At 72.0% G+C, this 17,435-nt stretch carries 12 protein-coding genes and 2 pseudogenes; 10 read left to right on the forward strand and 4 right to left on the reverse strand.

Features of this window, described 5'->3' with window-relative positions; genetic code table 11:
* Positions 1-82 precede the first annotated feature (82 nt).
* From ITX44_RS18025 to ITX44_RS18035, 3 genes are all read left to right on the forward strand, one after another.
* On the forward strand, positions 83-712 hold the full coding sequence (locus ITX44_RS18025; RefSeq protein ID WP_205358294.1) for an acyl-CoA-like ligand-binding transcription factor: 630 nt from the start codon (positions 83-85) through the stop codon (positions 710-712).
* A gap of 88 nt (positions 713-800) precedes the next feature.
* Positions 801-2,384, forward strand: coding sequence for an FAD-dependent oxidoreductase (locus tag ITX44_RS18030; protein ID WP_205358295.1), 1,584 nt, complete (start codon positions 801-803; stop codon positions 2,382-2,384).
* 95 nt (positions 2,385-2,479) lie between these two features.
* Complete coding sequence (locus ITX44_RS18035) at positions 2,480-3,352, forward strand: aminoglycoside phosphotransferase family protein (protein WP_205358531.1); 873 nt, start codon at positions 2,480-2,482, stop codon at positions 3,350-3,352.
* A gap of 46 nt (positions 3,353-3,398) precedes the next feature.
* Here the strand turns inward: ITX44_RS18035 and ITX44_RS18040 are convergent, their stop codons facing one another.
* On the reverse strand, positions 3,399-4,127 hold the full coding sequence (locus tag ITX44_RS18040; protein ID WP_205358296.1) for an SDR family oxidoreductase: 729 nt from the start codon (positions 4,125-4,127) through the stop codon (positions 3,399-3,401).
* Between the two features lie 75 nt (positions 4,128-4,202).
* Between ITX44_RS18040 and ITX44_RS18045 the strand changes: the two genes are divergently transcribed.
* Both ITX44_RS18045 and ITX44_RS43210 read left to right on the forward strand, forming a co-directional pair.
* A complete protein-coding gene (locus tag ITX44_RS18045; protein ID WP_205358297.1) occupies positions 4,203-4,580 on the forward strand; it encodes a MerR family transcriptional regulator in 378 nt (125 codons plus the stop codon).
* Between the two features lie 66 nt (positions 4,581-4,646).
* Positions 4,647-4,989, forward strand: a pseudogene (locus ITX44_RS43210) (transposase); the annotation flags it as partial.
* A 16-nt stretch (positions 4,990-5,005) separates the two neighbouring features.
* Here the strand turns inward: ITX44_RS43210 and ITX44_RS18055 are convergent.
* The gene (locus tag ITX44_RS18055; RefSeq protein ID WP_205358298.1) at positions 5,006-5,365 is read right to left on the reverse strand and encodes a hypothetical protein; all 360 of its coding nucleotides are present in this window, start codon (positions 5,363-5,365) and stop codon (positions 5,006-5,008) included.
* A gap of 100 nt (positions 5,366-5,465) precedes the next feature.
* Positions 5,466-6,689, reverse strand: coding sequence for an MFS transporter (locus tag ITX44_RS18060; protein ID WP_205358299.1), 1,224 nt, complete (start codon positions 6,687-6,689; stop codon positions 5,466-5,468).
* 149 nt (positions 6,690-6,838) lie between these two features.
* Here ITX44_RS18060 and ITX44_RS18065 point away from each other — a divergent pair, with 149 nt between their 5' ends.
* Positions 6,839-7,600, forward strand: a complete 762-nt coding sequence (locus ITX44_RS18065) for a site-specific integrase (protein ID WP_205358300.1) — start codon at positions 6,839-6,841, stop codon at positions 7,598-7,600.
* Positions 7,601-7,649: 49 nt separating this feature from the next.
* Here ITX44_RS18065 and ITX44_RS18070 read toward each other — a convergent pair whose 3' ends face one another.
* Entirely contained in the window at positions 7,650-8,792 is a 1,143-nt protein-coding gene (locus ITX44_RS18070; RefSeq protein ID WP_236060967.1) for an NHL repeat-containing protein, read from the reverse strand.
* A 624-nt stretch (positions 8,793-9,416) separates the two neighbouring features.
* Between ITX44_RS18070 and ITX44_RS18075 the strand changes: the two genes are divergently transcribed.
* The 4 genes and pseudogenes from ITX44_RS18075 to ITX44_RS18085 all read left to right on the forward strand — a co-directional run bounded on the left by ITX44_RS18075 (position 9,417) and on the right by ITX44_RS18085 (position 14,700).
* On the forward strand, positions 9,417-10,820 hold the full coding sequence (locus ITX44_RS18075) for an MFS transporter (RefSeq protein ID WP_236061003.1): 1,404 nt from the start codon (positions 9,417-9,419) through the stop codon (positions 10,818-10,820).
* A 2,329-nt stretch (positions 10,821-13,149) separates the two neighbouring features.
* Positions 13,150-13,305 (forward strand): annotated as a pseudogene (locus ITX44_RS42640) (hypothetical protein); the annotation flags it as partial.
* Between the two features lie 76 nt (positions 13,306-13,381).
* Entirely contained in the window at positions 13,382-13,759 is a 378-nt protein-coding gene (locus tag ITX44_RS18080) for an ATP-binding protein (protein ID WP_307795337.1), read from the forward strand.
* 581 nt (positions 13,760-14,340) lie between these two features.
* On the forward strand, positions 14,341-14,700 hold the full coding sequence (locus tag ITX44_RS18085; RefSeq protein WP_205358302.1) for an ArsR/SmtB family transcription factor: 360 nt from the start codon (positions 14,341-14,343) through the stop codon (positions 14,698-14,700).
* The last annotated feature ends 2,735 nt before the right edge of the window (positions 14,701-17,435 follow it).

Genomic DNA, 17,435 nt, shown 5'->3' on the forward strand with positions numbered 1-17,435 from the left:
GCCGTACGCGACCACTCCCTCCATAAAACGTGCCGGAATGGAAACTATGCCGATCCGGCAAGAATTTGCTAACGTGGTCCGCATGGCACCGGCGGACGTCCCGAACCTCGGGCTGCGTGAGCGCAAGAAGCGGCAGACCCGTGTCGCACTGAGTCAGGCCACCATCCGGCTGTGCGTCACGCGCGGCTGGGACAACGTGACGGTGGAGGACATCGCCGCCGCGGCCGACGTGTCGGTCCGCACCTTCCGCAACTACTTCTCCGGCAAGGCCGAGGCCATCGCGGCCAGCCATCTGGAGCGTATGTGGTGCGTCGCCGACGAACTGCGCGCCCGGCCGGCCGGCGAACCGCTGTGGGAGGCGGTCACTCACGCCGTTCACAGCCAGTTCGCGCCGACCGACGCGTCCACCGGTCAGTCGGCGAACGATCAGCGCTGGCGGGACGGGCTGCGGCTGATGCTGGCCGAGCCCGCGCTCCAGGGCGAGATCGTCAAGGCGAGCGCGGCCGCGCAGCACGAACTGGCCAGGGCGGTCGCCGAGCGGACCGGCACCGACGCGGATCACGACGTCTACCCGAAGCTGGTCGCCGCGGTGATCAACGCGGGCAGCTCGGTGGCCGTGGAGCACTGCCTCAAGGCCGAGTCCCCGATCCCGCTGCTGCCGGTGCTGGCGGAGGTGTTCGACCGGCTCGCCGCGGGGCTTCCCGTTCCGTAAGCCCCCGCGGCACTACTTGACTCCACCCGGCCCGCGGCCGGGCGATTTGCCCTGCTTCATTACTTTCTTTCCGGAGGAGTACGTGCACATGACCGCCGATGTCGTCATCGCGGGAGGCGGCCCGAACGGGCTGATGCTCGCCTGCGAACTGAGCCTGGCCGGCGTCCGGCCGCTTGTCCTGGAACGCCTGCCGGAACCGAGCACCGAGCCCAAGGCCAATGGCCTGGTCGGGCAAGTGGTCCGCATGGTCGACCATCGCGGACTGTACGAACGCCTGGCCGGCACCCCGGGGCCGCCGCGCCCGAACTCCGCGTACTTCATGTTCGGCGCGATGCCGCTGGACCTGAGCCTGCTGCCGGACAGCCCGGTCCACAACCTGGCCGTACCGCAGCGCCGCATCGTCCAGGTACTGGAGGAACGCGCGGCCGAACTCGGTGTGGAGATCCGGCGCGGACACCAGGTCACCGGCCTGTCGCAGGACGAGGACGCCGTCACCGTAGAGGTGTCCACGGACGAGGGGGAGTACCGGCTGCGGGCCCGCTACGCCGTCGGCGCCGACGGAGCGCACAGCGTCACCCGCAAGGTGTCCGGAATCGGCTTTCCCGGCGTCAGTTACGACCGGAGGACCATGCGGACGGCGCACGTCACGCTCCCCACGGACGCGGTGGACCCCGCCACCGGAGCGCTGATCGTGCCCGGATACGGCCCCGTCAAGCCGTTCCTGCCGCACCGCACCGAGCGCGGCGGATTCGCGTACGCCCCCCTGCCCGGCCACCCGCCGCTGATCAACACCACCGAATGGGACCAGCCGCCCACCGAAGAGGCCATGAGCCTGGACGAGTTGCGCGCCAGCGTACGCCGTGTCCTCGGCGCCGACCTGCCGCTCCACCCGCCCGCCGGCGAAGGCCCGCACGTGCTGCGCCGGTTGACCGGCGGCAACACACGCGTCGCCGAACGCTTCCGCGACCGCCGGGTGTTCCTGGTGGGCGACGCCGCCCACGTCTACTCCGCGGGCGGCGGCCCCGGCCTCAACCTCGGCCTCCAGGACGCCGTCAACCTCGGCTGGAAGCTCGCCGCCGAGATACGCGGCGGCGCCCCGGCCGGACTGCTCGACACCTACGAGACCGAGCGCCGGCAGGCCGCCCGCCGCATGGTCGTCAACGCCCAGGCCCAGGCCGCGCTGATGGCCCCCGGCACCGATATCACCGCGCTGCGCGAACTGTTCACCGAACTCCTCGCCCAGCAGCCCATCGTTCAGCACCTCGCCGACCTCACCGCGGGCACAGATGTCCGCTACGACATGGGCATCCCCGAACCCCACCCGGCCGTCGGCCGTTTCGCCCCCGAACTCACCCTGGAGACCGCCGAGGGCCGGACCCGCCTGGCCGAACTCGTCCGCAGCGCCCGCCCCCTCCTGCTCGACCTGACCGACGACGCCTCGGCCGCCGAGGCGCTGGCCACGCACCGCGACGACCTGACCGTCGTCACCGCGCGCCCCTCCGCCTCCGGCCCCACGGCCCTCCTGCTCCGCCCGGACTCCTATGTGGCCTGGGCATCCTCCTCCCGCACCCTGAACCCGGCCGAACAGAATGCCCTCCGGGCCGCCGCCGGACGGTGGTTCGGCCCACCGCGACGCGCCGCCGCGCCCGAACCCGCCACGGCCCCGCAATGATCCCGCCGTACGCCCCTGGTCCGGCGGCCGGCTTCCGACCGGTGCTAGCGTGCCCGCGCGGCCAGTGAATCGGAGGCTCATCGGTGGACGAGGTGATGTTCGAGCAGGACCTGGTGCGGGCGCTGCTGCGGGATCAGCATCCGGATCTCGCGGACCTCGAACTGCGGGACGTCGACGGAGGCTGGGACAACCAGCAGTTTCGCCTCGGAGAGGACCTGGCCGTACGCCTGCCCCGCACCGAGCGGGCGCCGGCGCTGCTGCACACGGAACAGACCTGGCTGCCCGTGCTGGCCGAGCACCTTCCGCTGCCGACGCCCACTCCGGTACGCATCGGCAAACCCTCGAACCTGTTCCAGCACACCTGGACCATCGCGCGCTGGGTCGAGGGTTCACCGGCCGACCACGCGCCGATCACCCGCATCGAGGCGGTCGAGACCCTTGCCGGGTTCCTGCGGGCCCTGCACCACCAAGCCCCGCCTGACGCCCCGGCCAACCCTTCCCGCGGTATCCCCCTGGCCGGATTGCCGCAGGCCGACGGCTGGTTCGAGGTCATCGCCGACCACGCGGACGCCGACGCCGCGTGGGAAGTATGGGAAAAGGCCGTCGCGGCGCCCGCCTGGCCCGGCCCGCCGCTCTGGCTGCACGGCGACCTCCATCCGGCCAACGTCGTCGTCCAGGACGGGACGCTCGCCGGAGTGATCGACTTCGGCGAGATGTGCGCGGGCGATCCCGCCACCGACCTCTCCGCCGCCTGGATCCTGCTCCCCACCGGCGCGGCGACCCCCTTCTTCGACGCCTACGGCCACGCCGACGAAGCCACCCTCGCCCGCGCCCGCGGCTGGGCCGTCCTGCGCGCCCTGACCCTGATCGCCATCGGCCGCAACGGCCGACTCGGCCTGCCCGGCGGCAAACCGACCTGGGAACCGGCCGGCTACGCCACACTCGAACGGGCCCTGTCGCCGAACTGACCGCGCGGCGGCAACCGACCGAAGTCAGCGCGGTCCGAAGGACTCCTCAGGCCGCCGTCAGCGCCGCCAGGGCGCGGTCCATCGCGGCGTAGAACTCTTCCGGTGTCAGCGGCAGCCGGGACTTGATGTCCCGGCTCCACTGGTCGGCGAGGACCTCGGCGGAGCCCGCCTCGACACCGTCGAGCGCCGCGGCGGCCAGGTCCGACGGCGCGATCTTGTCCACGGGCCAGCCCGCGGCCATGTCGGTGTCGGCCAGACCGAGGTGCACCGCCGTCACGAGCGTGCCCTGCTCGGCGAGCTCCAGGCGGACGCCGTTGGTCATCGCCCAGGCGGCGGCCTTGGCCAGGTGGTAGGCGCCTGCGCCCTTGGCCCCGAACCACGACATGGCGGAGAGGACGTTGACGATCGCGCCCCCGCCGTTCCTGGCGAGCGCCGGCGCGAACTCCCGGATCATTCCGAGGTGGCCGAACATATTGGTCTCCATCTCGTGCCGCACCGCGTCCAGCGAACCGGTCACCAGGTCGGTTCCCGTCTGGATCCCCGCGTTGTTGACGAGCAGCGAGACGTCCGGGGCTGCCTCGGCGGCAGCCCTCACAGATGCGGGATCGGCGATGTCGAGGGGCAGCGCCACAACCCCGGGCAGGTCCACGGACTCCGGCCGGCGGGCCGTCGCGTACACCTTGCGGGCGCCCCGTTCGAGCAGGCACTGGGCGAAGGCGCGGCCCAGGCCACGGTTGGCTCCGGTGACAAGGGCAACTGAGTTGTTGATATCCATGTCCGGTACGCTAAAACCTGACGTTAACGTCAAAGGCAAGTGCTGGTCGTCAGGACCGGAGTGAGAGGCATCACCATGACCGTCACGGAGACCGCGGCCGACCGGCTCGTCCGCATCGGCGAGGTGGCGCGGGCCGCCGGTGTCTCGGCACGCGCCGTGCGCTACTACGAGCAGCAGGGGCTGCTCATCTCGGAGCGCAGTCCATCCGGCCAGCGCCTCTACCGGCAGGACGCCATCCCCCTGGTGCGCTTCTTCCAGCAGATGTTCGCCGCCGGCCTGACCAGCCGAAGGATCGCGGAACTCCTTCCGTGCTGGGACTCCGGGCACACCGACGCCGAGCAACGAGCCATGCTGCGCGCCGAGCGCGACCGTATCCAGGCCAAGGTCGACGACCTGCAGGCCGCCCTGGACCGCCTCGACGAGGTCATCGCGATCACGGACACGCACCCGTAGGAGAGGCCGGTCGGACGTCGTACCAGCGATCTGCGCACGCACCGGGTTCTCACCCGGTTGCAGTAGAAGATTCGCGTGCCCCGCATTGGGTTGGGCCGATCACGTGTCCGTCCCGATCGCGTAGGGGCGGACAAGGCGTACGCCTCCCACAAGAACCGCGCCTACCTGCGCCGCCGTGGGATCCGCTGCACCATCCCGGACAAGGTCGATCAGGCACGCAACCGCCAGAAGCTCGCCTCCCGTGGCGGCCGGCCACCACGATTGGACGCGGTCGACCACCGCGAGCGCCACGCAGGTCGAGTGCGGGATCAACCGCCTCAAGCGCCACCGGGCCGTGGCCACCCGCTACGACAAGCTCGCGGTCCGCCATGAGGCGACCGTCCTCGTCGCGGCCCTCAACGAGTGGCTGGGATCAGCATGCGTCACTAGAGCTCGTAGTCCTGGGCCAGTTCCTCCCAGTGAATGCCGCGAAGTGCAAGATCGGCGTCCTCGCCCGCTGGTACCACCGGTGTCGGCTGGAACCAGGCGACAGTGAGGGCAGAACCATCCATTGCCGGGTCGAGCGCCGCGGAGTGGAAGACACCGACGCAAGCCACGGAAGGCAGCACCTCAACGGGACCGAAGGCGCCGGCCGTCTCCTCCGGGTACTCACGGGAGGGCGGAACGAGATGGACCGGCCTGGTGGAAAACGCATGCTCGGCCTGCCGCTGGAGCGAACTGACCTTCCAGTCGTTGATGCGCTTGCACGGGTAACCCTCCAGCATCCCCCCGCAGGTCGAGGACATCCGTAGCTCGGTGAGCGCGATGGAACGACCGGACTAGAGGAGTATGCGACTGAGTGGCATGCCCACACCCTATGCACAAGATTCACTTCCGATACACGACCTAGGACTGCTGAGCGACCGGCACGCGAATCGCCGGAAGCGTCAGCACAACGGTGGCCGCGGTGAGTTGCCACAGCGCCCCGAAGCCCAGCACTCCGGAGGCGCCGAGGAGTACGGACAGCGGCCCGGCGGCGGCCAGGCCGAGCGGGCCGAGGGCGAACGCTCCGAAGGCGCCGTAGGCGCTGACCCGGGCGCGTGCGTCGGGTGGGACGTGTGCCTGCGTGGCAGTCGTGTAGAGGGTGCCGCAGATCGCCGATCCGACACCCGCGGCCAGGGCGGCGGCGCAGACCCACGCCAGCGGCCGGCCGGTGGCCAGGGCGGCCGAGGGCAATGACCAGCCGAACGTGGCCGCGGTCGCCACGAACACCGGCCGGCGCGGCCTGCGTCCCAGCATGACGACGCCCCCGGCCACCGCGCCGGCCCCGTACAGAGCCATCACCACGCCCCAGGAGGCCGCACCGCCGAAGCGACGACCGGCGACGACGGGGCCGAGCACCAGGAACGGCGCCCAGACGAAGAGATTGAACAGGCCGACGTGCACGGAGGTGACCCACAGCCAGGTCCGGGACCGGAATTCCGCCCAGCCCTCCCGGAGATCGACGACGAAGGAGGAGGGGGAGCGGCCGCTCGGTGGCTCAGCCGCGGCGGTCAGCGCGAGCAGCGCGAGGACGCTGACCGCATAGCTGAGGGCGTCCAGCGCGAGTACCGGGGACGCGCCGATGGTGGCTGTCAGAAAGCCGGCGAGCACCGGCCCCGCTATGGTCGCCGCCGAACGGGCCACGCCGAGCAGGGCGTTGGCGTCGCCGAGCGAGTCGCCGCGGACGATGCGCGGGACGAGCGCGTCCAGCGCGGGTGTGAACAGGGCCTCCGCCGCGCCCCAGACGGCGACCAGCGCGACAAGTGCCCACAACTGTGGTGCCCCGCCGAGGAGATCGAGGGCAAGCCCGGCCTGGGTGAGGCAGCGTACGGAGTCGGCCGCCAGCATGACCCGACGGCTGCCGAGCCGGTCGCTGACCACTCCGCCGGCGAGCAGCACCAGGACGAGCGGCAGGATCCGGGCCGCGAGGACACAGCCAAGTTCGGTGCCCCCGCCACCGGTGTCCAGAACGGCGAACGTCACGGCGAGCGAGGCCATCGACGATCCGAGCAGCGAGGTGGCGTAGCCGGTGAAGAAGCGGCGGAAGTCGCGTGCACGCAGCAGCGACAGACGCGGGTCCAGTGACATGAGCGCAGCGTGCGGGGCGCGAGCAGCGGCTCGCCAGACCTGCGCGAAATAAAGCTGAGCTGACTAGAGTCAACTTAGACTGGTCACGACCGGACGGTGGGAGTGATTTACTGCGGTTGGATTTTCAGAACGGTGGGAGGGATGACGCAGTGACCCGTCCGGTCGAGTACGCCGTCGCCGTTGACCGATACCTGACCGCCGCCGGCCTGGCCGAAGGCTCGCGCCGGATCTACCGGGTCGCACTCACCACATGGGCCTGGGCGTTGGTCGACCGTCGGCCGCCGCTGGGTCACGAGCGCCGCAACGCCGCCCCACCGGTCGCGCCGCTCGCGCTGCTCGACGCCCCGGACGCCGGGGCCCGCCTGCGGGACGCGTTCGCCGTACGATCCCAAGCCGTCGGTCCGCGTACCGCCAATCGCGAACTGTCCGCCCTGGTCGGCGCGGTGAGGTGGTGGCGGGCGCAAGGCTGGCTGGCGAGCGATCCCACGTACGGGCTGCGGCCCCTGCCGGTGACGAAGCCCGCGGCCTCGGCGTCACCGCTGGGCGCCGAACAGGTCCGTGCCGTCCTGGAGTTGGCGGCCCCGCTGCGCGAGCAGGCGCTCTGGCATCTCCTGCACGAGAGCGGTGCGGCGATCGAGCGCGTTCTCGCCCTCGATGTCGACGACCTCGATCTTCCGCGTCGCCGTACCCGTGCGCGCAGGGACCCGGCACTGCGCTGGGCCCAGGGCTCGGCCCGCCTGCTGCCACTGCTGACCCTCGGCCGTATCGACGGCCCGTTGTTCGCGACGAGTCGCGGCCGGCTGTCGTACCGGCGCGCAGCGGAGACCTTCACCGCCGCCACCCGCCCGCTCGATCCCGCCGGACGCGGTTGGACGCTACGCCAGTTGCACACGGGGGCGGGTCTGCGGTGAAACCTCTCGGTGTGCCGGGGCCGGCCGAGGGCCCCGGCACACCGAGCTTTCAGGGACGGCTCAGCAGGTTGAGCGTGTTCGTCGCGTCGTCCACGAAGTAGACGCCGTCGGGGCGCTCGGCCACCGCGAGCCCGAACAGGGCGCCCGCGCCGGGCGGAGTGCCGCTCGTGTCCAGGGTGCGTACGGCCACCTGGGCGCCCTTGGGCGTGGTCTCCACGATGTTGCCGTCACCGCCATTGACGGTCAGGATGTTGCCGTTCGGGGCGATCGCCAGCCCCAGCGGGCCGTTGAGGTTCTGGTCGCTGGTCACCTCGGTGCCGGTGCCGGCACTGGTGTGCCGGTCGAGCGCGTCCGGGATGGCGGTGATCCGGTTGTCGACGGTGTCCGCCACGTACAGCGTGCTGCCGCGCAGGCCGACGCCCGTCGGACCGACGACGAGGGCGGCCGGGTCGGTTCTCTCCGCGAAGCCCGAACCGATCTCGGTCGTCGCGACCCGGGTGGGCGGGCGTTTGCCGTTGCTCTTCAGGGTGATCCGCAGGACGGTGCCCTGGCGCACGATGTCGCCGCCACCGGCGACCGTGCCGTTGAGCACGTTGGTGACGAACAGGTCGGTGCGGTCGTCGTGGGTCGTCGCCGTCATGTCCCAGGGACCATTGATGCCGTCGCCGCTCAGCGTCTCCCGTACCCTGCCGCGGTTGTCCAGTACGAGCAGGCACCCGGCCTGCGCCGTGGCGGACGTGCCGTCCGCGGTGGGCAGGCTGCCCACGACCACCCAGCCGCCCGGCAGGATGGACAGCGCCGTGGTCAGCCCGACGCCGCCCGGGCACGGCCCCGGCAGCTTCTTCGGGTCGATTTCGGCGAACAGGCTCGTCTTCCCCTTGGGGCTGACCTGGACCAGCGTGGTGCCGGTGCCCTGCTCGTTGGCGGCGTTGTTGAAGTTGCTGACCAGCACGTTGCCCCGGGTCAGACGGCCGGCGCTGTCCTTGACCAGGGCCGTGCCGTACGGGTTCTGGTCGCCGTTGGCGGGGACCGTCGACGCCACCGTCGACACGGTGTGCAGCGGCCCGAGGAAGGGTCTGCCGCTGCCGTCGCCACCGGCCGGCGCGGCGGCCGCGACCTGGCCCGCGGCCATCAGCGCCGTCGCCGCGGTGACCGCCACCGCCGCGAGACGCGAACCGAGATGAAGCCTCATGAGTGTCGTACCTCCTCGGCGCCGCCCGACCGGTTTCGCGGCCTCGTCGACGCCTGTTGACAGAGAGTTGTCACTCATTGCCTAACGTAATGTCCTGCCGGTCGCCTGGCGGGCGGTCCGGATGCGGGATGCGGTTCGCCGCGTTGCCTCAGCGCGCCGGCTTTTCCTGTGTGCGCTCACCCGAATGGGTTGCGGACGGAGGGCCCGGGGCGGGCCGGGCTGGGCCGGCGTGTTCGGCTGGGCGCGGTGCATCTCTGTGGGCCGACCGTGTGCCGACCGGCGGCTGAGACCTTCGTACGCCCTCGTGCGGGTGTCCTGACGGTTGATCAACTCCCTTGACAGTCCAGCCCTTTGCTGGTGGTGACTCTGGTTGTGGGGTGTTTGATGGAACGCGTACACTCCCGAGTGTTCGCAGTGTTCGCTTTGGATTGAACAGTGCGTGTGGTGGAACGGTGTCGGCTGCCTGGGGCGGCCCTGTCGGGAAAGCGGTTGGTGACCATGTCCAGTAATGTGCAGCGAGCCCCGGGGCAGGGTGCCGCCGTGCCCGCGGGTGCTCCCGGGGGTGCGCCTGGTGGTGCGGGTGGTCCCGGTGGTGGGGGTGAGCCGTATGCGCGTCGGTGGGTGATGCTGCCGGTGTTGTTGGCGGCGATGTTCATGGTGCAGTTCGATCTGTTTGTGGTGAATGTGGCGGCTCCGTCGTTGGAGCATGACATTCATGCGGGTCAGGCTGCGTTGGAGTTGATTGTTGCGGGCTACGGGTTCACCTATGCGTCCGGTCTGGTGACCGGTGGGCGGTTGGGGGACATCGTGGGTTCGCGGGTGATGTTCTTGTGGGGGACGTTGTCGTTCACGGCGGCGTCGCTGTTGTGTGGTCTGGCGCAGTCGCCGGGGCAGTTGGTGGCGGCCCGGTTGGTGCAGGGGTTGACGGGTGCGGCGATGGTGCCGCAGGTGCTGGCGTTGATCATGGGTGTGTTCCCGCCGCAGGAGCGGTCGAAGGCGATGGGCTGGTTCGGTGTGGCGCTGGGGACCGGTGGTGTGGCGGGTCAGGTTTTGGGGGGTGCGCTGCTGCAGGGGGATGTGCTGGGCCTGGGGTGGCGGGTGATCTTCCTGGTGAACGTGCCGATCGGTGTGGTCGCGGTCGCTTTGGGGTGGCGTCTTTTGCCGCAGCCGCCGTCGCAGGGCCGTCCGAAGCTGGATCCGGTCGGTGCGATCGGCGTGTCGGGTTCGCTGGCGCTGGCGCTGATTCCTTTGGTGATCGGGCGCACCGAGCACTGGCCGGTGTGGGCGTGGATCATGCTGGGTGCGTCGGTGCCGGCGATGGCTGCTTCGCTTCGGTGGGAGTCGGTGCTGGCTTCGCGTGGTGGTCAGCCGCTGCTGGATCTGACGCTGTTCAGGAACAAGGTCTTCGCGCGTGGTCTGATCGTGTGTGTGGGGGTGTTCGCGGCGTTCTACAGTTTCATGTTCTCCCTGACGCTGGTGCTGCAGGGGGGTCTGGGGCTGTCGCCGTTGCATGCGGGGTACACGTTCGCGCCGCTGGCGGTGGCGTTCGCGGGGGCGTCGCTGTTCGGTCCGCGCAAGGTCGCCGTGTACGGGGCGCGTCTGGTCTCGGCGGGGATCGTCATTGCCGGGGTGGGGATGGCGATCACGCTGGTGGTGCTGCAGGCCTCGGGTGATTCCACGAGTTGGGCGCGGCTGATCGGTCCGATGGTGCTGATCGGTCTGGGCAACGGTCTTGCGGTGCCGGTGCTGGCCGGTGTGGTCCTGGCCGGTGCGCGCACGGCGGCGGCCGGTGCCGCGGCGGGTGTGCTGACGACCTCGCAGCAGTTCTCCTCGGCGGCGGGTGTGGCGGGGATCGGCACGGTCTTCTTCACGGCGCTGGGTTCCCACCACGACGTGGCCGCGTTCGCGCATTCCCTGGAGTGGGTGCTGGGTATCGGCCTGGTCCTGATCGTGATCGCTCTGGTGGCCAGTGCGATGCTGCCCAGCCCGCCCCGCCCGGGCAAGGCGCCCAAGCCCGCGGCCAACTGACCGACCCGCACGAACCGGCCCGGCCGCTCGCCGGCCGGCCCGGTCCGGCCCGCGGTCGGCCTGCCGGTCCGCTGGCAGGCCGGTGGCCCGCCTGATCGCCGGCCCGGTTCGGCCCGCGGTCGGCCTGCCGGTCCGCTGGCAGGCCGGGTGACCTGCCGGCCCGTGGTCCCGCTGCACCGGCCCTGTGACCGGAGGACCCGCCGCAGGCCGGCCGGCCCGCTGATCGGCTGATCGGCTTGCTGGGGTGCCGGCCGGGTGACCGGCCGGTGGCCCGGCGGGCCGTCGGCCAGTTGGTTCGCTGACTGGTCTGCGGCCGGGAGCCGGTCGGCTGGGCCAGCGGTCCTGTCGAGGGATACCCGGCCCCTGGCCGGGTCCCCTGCTGGGGCCTGGGGCCGGTCGGGTCCCGTGCAGAGGGTCTGGGCCCGGGGGCCGGCGGTCGGCGACGCGGACCGGACTCGGCCCGGACTGGGACCGGGCTGCGGTCCGCAAGGAGCCGGAACCGGTCGGGACCTGTGCAGGGCCGGGCTCGTTCGGGGAGTCGGGGGCCTTGCTGGTGGGGAACGCAAGCGGCCCGGGTCTGGGTGTCGGCAGACGGAAGCAGGGCACCCGGGCCCGGGACCTGACTGGGGACCTGACTGGGACACGGCCTGGGACCGGACTGCGGATTTCGGGGTTCGGGCCCCGGCGCCCGGTCCCCGGTTCCTGGCCTCGGTCCTCGGTTCCTGGGCGGGGTCCTGGGCTCTGCTTCCGGGGGCCTGGTGCGGGAGTGGTTGCGGGTCCGAACGGCTGGGGCCCCGGTCGTGGGCCGGGCTCGGAAGACGGGTCCCGGGATCTGGTTTTGGCTCTGGTTCTGGCTGGGTGATGAGCCGGGGCCTGGTGTGGGGCTTGACGGGGTGTGGGCTTGATCCGGCTCCGGCCGGGTCCGGCTCGGGGTCCGGCCGGGTCGGGTTCGGGGTTGGGCAGCGGCTGGGGCCGGCGATGGAGCCGGTTCCTGGAGCCGGGCCTGGGCGTGGTGCCGGTCCCGGCCGGCTCGGGTGCCTGGGGCTGGACTTGCGGCTCCTGGGCCGGGGCACAGGATCCGGGCCCTGCGTACGGGACCAGTACGCGGGTCCGGTGTCCGGGTTCGGTGCAAGGGCTTGACCGGGTGTGGCCTTGACCGGGCCGCGGTCCCGGGACGCAGTTCCCGGGCCGTGGTTCCGGTTCCGGGCCGTGGTTGCGGGCTGTGGTTGCGGGGCGGCGGACTGCGCCCCGCAGCGGGCGGTCCGGGTGCCGGGTCCTGGCGTACCGGCCAGGGCGGCCCGGGTCGGGTTGGGCCGGGTTGGACTGGGCTGGGTTGGCTGGGAGGTGAGTGCGGGGGCGGGTGCTGGACCTGGTGCTGGACCTGGTGCCGTTCGGGTGCCGGGGCTGGCCGTGCCGGGTGCTGGACGGCCGTGCGGCTGTCCGGCGGTCGGGCCGGCTGTCCGTGCTGGTCGTTCGGGCCGTTCGTTCGTGCTGACTGTTTGTTCTGTTTGATGCTGATTGTCTTGTGTGTGGTGCCGGTTGGTGTGGGCCGGTTGTGAGTCTGCCGTTCCTGTCCGCTGTGTCGCGGTTGTCCTCGTCTTCCCCCGGGGTGGCCGTGTGGCGGGCACCCCGTCCGGCAGCCTGTCGTGTCGTCCGTTGTTGTGGCGGTCGGCGTGGTGGGCGGCCGGGCGGGGTGGCAGGCGGGTCCCCGGTGCGCCGGCCGGTTCGGAATGCCTTGTGCAGGAGCCCGGCCTGGCCCGGCCCGCCCTGGCCCGCCCCGGCCTGGCCCGCCCTGGCCTGGGTGGGGTGGGGTGGGGCTTGTCGGGGTTGCGGTCGGGTGGTGGCTGCGGGGGGGGGGGCTTGCCGGTTCTTGGGGCGGGCCTGTTCGGCGGGTTGGGCCCGGGCCCGGGCCCGGGCCCGGGTGTGGGTGTGATCGCGTGATCGCCCGGTGGGGCGGTGCGGCGTGCTGGGTGATGGGCGTGGCGGGGTCCTGGGGCTGCTTTGGGGGTTCTGGTTCCTGGGCCTGGTGCCGGGCCTTGGTGCTGGTGCTGGGGCGGGGGTGGTTGGGGTTGTGCCGGGGTGGTTCCCGGTGGTGTGGCTCGCTGCTCTGTTTCCCCCGGCGGAGTGGCGGTGGTGGGGCCGTGTGTGGTGCGCGGCCCCACCGTTTTTGTGTCGGGCGTGCCGTGGTCCGTGGGTCGGGGGTGGGTTCGGGGGCTGTACAGGGGTGCGGGGGTGCCGGGCTGCTGGCGCCTGGTGGCGGCCTGTGTCGGCGACGGCTGAAAAGTGATCCAGAACCTGAAAGTTGACCCCCCTTCAAGGGGCTGGCTCGTTGAGTCAGGCCGGGAGGAGTGGTGATCAGCGTGGAGGACTGGGCGGAGATCCGCCGGCTTCACCGGGCCGAACAGATGCCGGTGCGGGCGATCGCGAGGTCATCGCCCACCTGGGGACACTGGACTTCGTCGTTGGCAAGGAGAACGTCGTTTTCCTGGGGCCGCCCGGCACCGGCAAGACCCGCCTCGCCATCGGGCTCGGTATCCGGGCCCGCCAGGCCTGGCCACCGGGTGGCCTTCGCCACCGCCGCCCAATGGGTGGCCCGCCTCGCCGAGGCCCACCAAGCAGGCAGGTTCAGCGACGAGCTGACCCGGCTGGGCCGGATCCCGCTGATCATCGTGGACGAGGTCGGATACATCCCCTTCGAACCCGAGGCGGCGAACCTCTTCTTCCAGTTCGTCTCGGGCCGCTACGAACGCGCGTCCGTGATCGTGACCAGCAACAAGCCCTTCGGGCGTTGGGGCGAGGTCTTCGGTGACGACACCGTCGCCGCCGCCGTGATCGACCGCTTTGTCCACCACGCCGAAGTCATCTCACTCAAAGGCGACAGCTACCGCATGCGCGGCCGCGACCTCGGACGGGTTCCTGCCGCCAACGCCGGGGAATGACCAACATCAACTGACGCAGTGGGGATCACTTTTCACCCGTCGGAAGTGGCCGGGGGCTGGGGGTGGTTTCGGAAGGCCCGGGGTGGGTGGCTGGGCCTGGTGCCGGCCGTTGTGGTCCGTTGTCTTGTCGGAGCGTGGACAGCGTGCTCCGTTGGTGCCGGGCAGTGTCGTGTCCGGGGGTTGTGCCGGACGGATACGGGTTCTGCGCTGCCTTTGGTGTGGATTTGCGCCTGCCTGATGTGTTCCGTCTGGTGGTTGTCTCGTGCTGCCGCTGCCGCTGCCGCTGCCGCTGCCGCTGCCGCTGGTGCTGGTGCTGGTGGGTCGGCCGGCCGGGGCCGGGGCCGGGGGATGGGGTCGGGGTGCGGGGGTGGGGGTGGGGGTGGGGGAATGGTTGGTGGGTGTGTGGGGTTGGCTGGTTTGGTGGCTGGTTTGATGCCTGCATCCGCCATGGGGCGGTCCCGTTTACACTGTTCGGGAGCCGACGATCCGGCGGGTGGGCCCGCTGTGCGGGTTCTGGCCGGGGCGGGCACCGTGTGTGCCGGGTCCGGGTGGCCCGGTGGAACCGACTCCGGGAGGGCGGCATGACGACAATTCACACCGGGACGGGCCGTGTCGCACCCAGTCATACGCATCCGCGGGATGTGCCGTTGATCGCGGCGTTGGCGGCTTTGGCGGATCCGGTGCGGCTGGCGATGGTCCGTGAGCTGGGTGGTGTGGAGGACTGGGAGCTGACGTGCGGTTCCTTCGATGTGCCGGTGGGCAAGGCCGCGCGCAGTCATCATTTCACGGTGTTGCGTGAGGCGGGTGTGATCGAGCAGCGTGATGAGGGTCCGTGCCGGGTGAACCGTTTGCGGCGTCCGGAGTTCGACGAGCGTTTCCCCGGGCTCCTCGATCTGGCGCTGCGTCCGGATTTCAGTCCCGCGGCCTTCTCCCGCGCCTGACCCGCTGACCCTCGCACGTCCCGCCCGCCCTTCCTCCGGGCCGGCGCCGGCCCGCCCCTTGCGACTCCTGCCCTTCCTGTGCCTGCCTGTGCCTTCCTGGGTCCCGGCCTGTGGGGAGACCGTGTGGCGGGGGTGTCGCGGGCCGCGGGTGATCGACCGTTTGGCCGGCCGTACCGAGGTGTCCTCCGTTCTGGCCGGCGGCTGGTTGCGCACCGGTGGGTGACGCGGGCTGCTGGGCCGGGGGCATCGGCACCGGATGCCGGTGTGGTCGCGGGGCCCGCCGGCGGTAGAGGCGCTGGCCGCAGGCCCGGGCACGCGGGGCCGGGCCGGGCCGGCGAGTGTGTGCGGAATCCCGGTGGTGGTGTCGATGCCGGTCCCGGTCCGGCGCGGTTCCCCGGTCGTCGGCCACGGTGCGGCGAAGCGCGCGAGGTCGTCTGGTGTCGCCGTGGCGGGGGCTTCGGTGGGGGTGCCGGTCAGGGTGACCGACAACGGCGGGCCGTCCTCCGGTTCGGACAGCACCTGTCCGGATCGTGGGCGCTGGCCGGCCTGCTCGTAGCTGCAGCCGGTCGTGACGGTATCGAGCCGGGCGGTCGCGACGAGCGGGCCGGTGTTCTTGAGGTGGACCGCATCGGGTTCGCCCTGCCCCGGCCCTGCCTCACCCCTGCCCCGGTCCGGGGGCCCTGCCGCGGTCCGGGGGATCGCGGCGGCGGCGTGATCGCCGGTGGCGCGGACGTAGTCGCACGGTGGCGTGCCGGAGAGGGTGGCATCCACGGCCGACGGTCCCTGCCGCACTGTCAGGACAGCCGGACGCCCCTCCCGCGGGGCGGGTTTTCCCGGGTTCACCCGGCCGCGGTTCAGTCAGTGTGGGGACGGCCCGGCCCCTGCTCGCGTTCGGCTGGGGTTCGCCGCTGCCCGCAGGGGGTCCGGCCGGGGGCCCCGAGCGGCGTAAGCCGGCTTTCGGGCGTTTGTGCTGGTATGGCGGCGGTTTCGGCGGCACGTGGAACCCCGGCCCCCGGGGCTCCGGGCATCTCGTGTCGTGTCCGGGCTGCGGCATGGGGGGTGTTCTTCTCGGGTGTCCTTCAACGGTCGTGCGCGCCCGGGCCGGCGGTGCCTGTCCGGGGCAGCTGCGCGGGCGGTGTGCATGCCGGTGGGGCGGTGGGTGCCGCGGGGGTTGCCCCGGCTGCCGCGGGTGGTTTCCGGCCGGGTCCGGGCCGGGTGGCGCGTGCCCGGGCGGGGCTGTGCTCGCCGGGGGCCGGGGTTGTTGGGGTTGTTGGGGGTGTTCAGCGGTGGTCTTCGACGGTAGAGCATGCGGTGGCCGGGTCCGGTGCGCAATTCGTGGGCGAGGCAGCGGCCGGTTGACCGTGTTCGGCCGGGGCCCTGGCAGGCGTCCTTGATGCGGTTCCACCGTTCGGGGCGCCGGCTGTCGGTGGTGGGGCGGGGGCTGATGCCGCCGGCCTCGCCCCGTATCAGGGGTGGGCGCGGGGTCCTTGATGAGCCGGCGGACGATCCGCAGGTCCACACGCCCGCGGGTGCAGAACCCAGCAGGTCCCGTGTTCGTCGAGGAGCGTGAGGGGGCCGCCCGGACGGTCCGGGTTCGCGGGGAACGGCTTCTACCCGGAAGTCTCCCGGCCACCGCGCTCAGCAGGCGACGGGCTTGCACGGGGCGGCCTGGAGCCGGCGCGCCCGCACCCCCGGCACCCGGCCGGGCACCGTGACCGTGACCGGGGCCGGCTCAGCCGAGAACCCGGGGGGACCGCCCCGGAGAGGGATCACGGCACGCGGCCCGGTCCCCTCCACCCCCGCTGCCTACCGCCCCCCCTCGCCGCCCCCCTCGCCGCCCCCCTCGCCGCCCCCGTCGCCGGACCGGTGTTCGTGCTCCGCCCGCACCGGCCCGCACCGGCCCGCACCGGTCCCCGGCGGCCCGTGCCGGCCGGCAGCGGCCTGCCCGGCCCGGGTGCTGGTGCGGTGAGGGTTCTGGCCGGGGGCGGGACGGCCGGCGCGGGGGCCGGTGCCGGTTCCGGTGAGGTCGGCGGCGACCGCGCGGGGTGTGGGGGGTCCGGGCCGGCTGCCGGGGCACTGGCCGGGTTTTGGCCGGGGTCAGCCGGGTTCTGCGGGCCGGGGGCCCTGAGTGCCGGGTGCGGGTGTCGTGGCGCGGTGTGTTGCTTCCCGGCCCGGCCCGGGAAGGTCCGGCCTGGGAAGGTCCGGCCTGGTCCGGCCTGGCCCGGCCCGGGAAGGTCCGGCCTGGTCCGGCCTGTTCTGGTCTGGTGCGGCTTGTCCCGCTGCGGGGTGCTTGCCCTCCGCCTGGTTCTTCTCTTCCTGGTTCCTCTCCCTTCCCTCTGGTTGCCGCTGGTTCCCCGGGTTTTTTTTCTGGCTTCGTTCGGGGCCGGGGGGGTGTGAGTGTGTGCTTTTCTCGGTGGCTGCTGTGTTACCGCCCTCCCAAGGGGTGGGTGTTGGGCGGTGTGGGGGTGGGGGTTTGCCGGGGGGTGGTGTGGATTGCCGGGGGTTTGCCTGGGGGTTGCCGGGATTGGTGGGTGCGGTGGGTGAGGGAAGCGGAATGGGGAATTCAGGTTTTGGGGGTCGGCGGGTGCGGGGGGATTTGGCGGTGGTGGGGTTTCGGGGTGGTTCCGGGGATTTGGTCCGTGGGGGCGGGCGGAGTGCCGAGTAGGGATCGGGAGTAGGGATCGGGTGGGGTGTGTGGGTGCGGGTGCGGGGTGTGTCGGGGGATTGCGGCGTGG

It is taken from the genome of Actinacidiphila acididurans (assembly GCF_016918855.1).
GTDB classification, from domain to species: Bacteria; Actinomycetota; Actinomycetes; order Streptomycetales; family Streptomycetaceae; genus Actinacidiphila; species Actinacidiphila acididurans.

Bases quoted from the DNA above. Each gene is read 5' to 3' on its own strand.
- ITX44_RS18060 (WP_205358299.1), bottom strand. From the start codon at position 6,689: ATGTCACTGGACCCGCGTCTGTCGCTGCTGCGTGCACGCGACTTCCGC.
- ITX44_RS18075 (WP_236061003.1), top strand. From the start codon at position 9,417: ATGCTGCCGGTGTTGTTGGCGGCGATGTTCATGGTGCAGTTCGATCTG.
- ITX44_RS18035 (WP_205358531.1), top strand. From the start codon at position 2,480: ATGTTCGAGCAGGACCTGGTGCGGGCGCTGCTGCGGGATCAGCATCCG.
- ITX44_RS18045 (WP_205358297.1), top strand. From the start codon at position 4,203: ATGACCGTCACGGAGACCGCGGCCGACCGGCTCGTCCGCATCGGCGAG.
- ITX44_RS18025 (WP_205358294.1), top strand. From the start codon at position 83: ATGGCACCGGCGGACGTCCCGAACCTCGGGCTGCGTGAGCGCAAGAAG.
- ITX44_RS18030 (WP_205358295.1), top strand. From the start codon at position 801: ATGACCGCCGATGTCGTCATCGCGGGAGGCGGCCCGAACGGGCTGATG.
- ITX44_RS18055 (WP_205358298.1), bottom strand. From the start codon at position 5,365: ATGTCCTCGACCTGCGGGGGGATGCTGGAGGGTTACCCGTGCAAGCGC.
- ITX44_RS18040 (WP_205358296.1), bottom strand. From the start codon at position 4,127: ATGGATATCAACAACTCAGTTGCCCTTGTCACCGGAGCCAACCGTGGC.
- ITX44_RS18085 (WP_205358302.1), top strand. From the start codon at position 14,341: ATGACGACAATTCACACCGGGACGGGCCGTGTCGCACCCAGTCATACG.
- ITX44_RS18070 (WP_236060967.1), bottom strand. From the start codon at position 8,792: ATGAGGCTTCATCTCGGTTCGCGTCTCGCGGCGGTGGCGGTCACCGCG.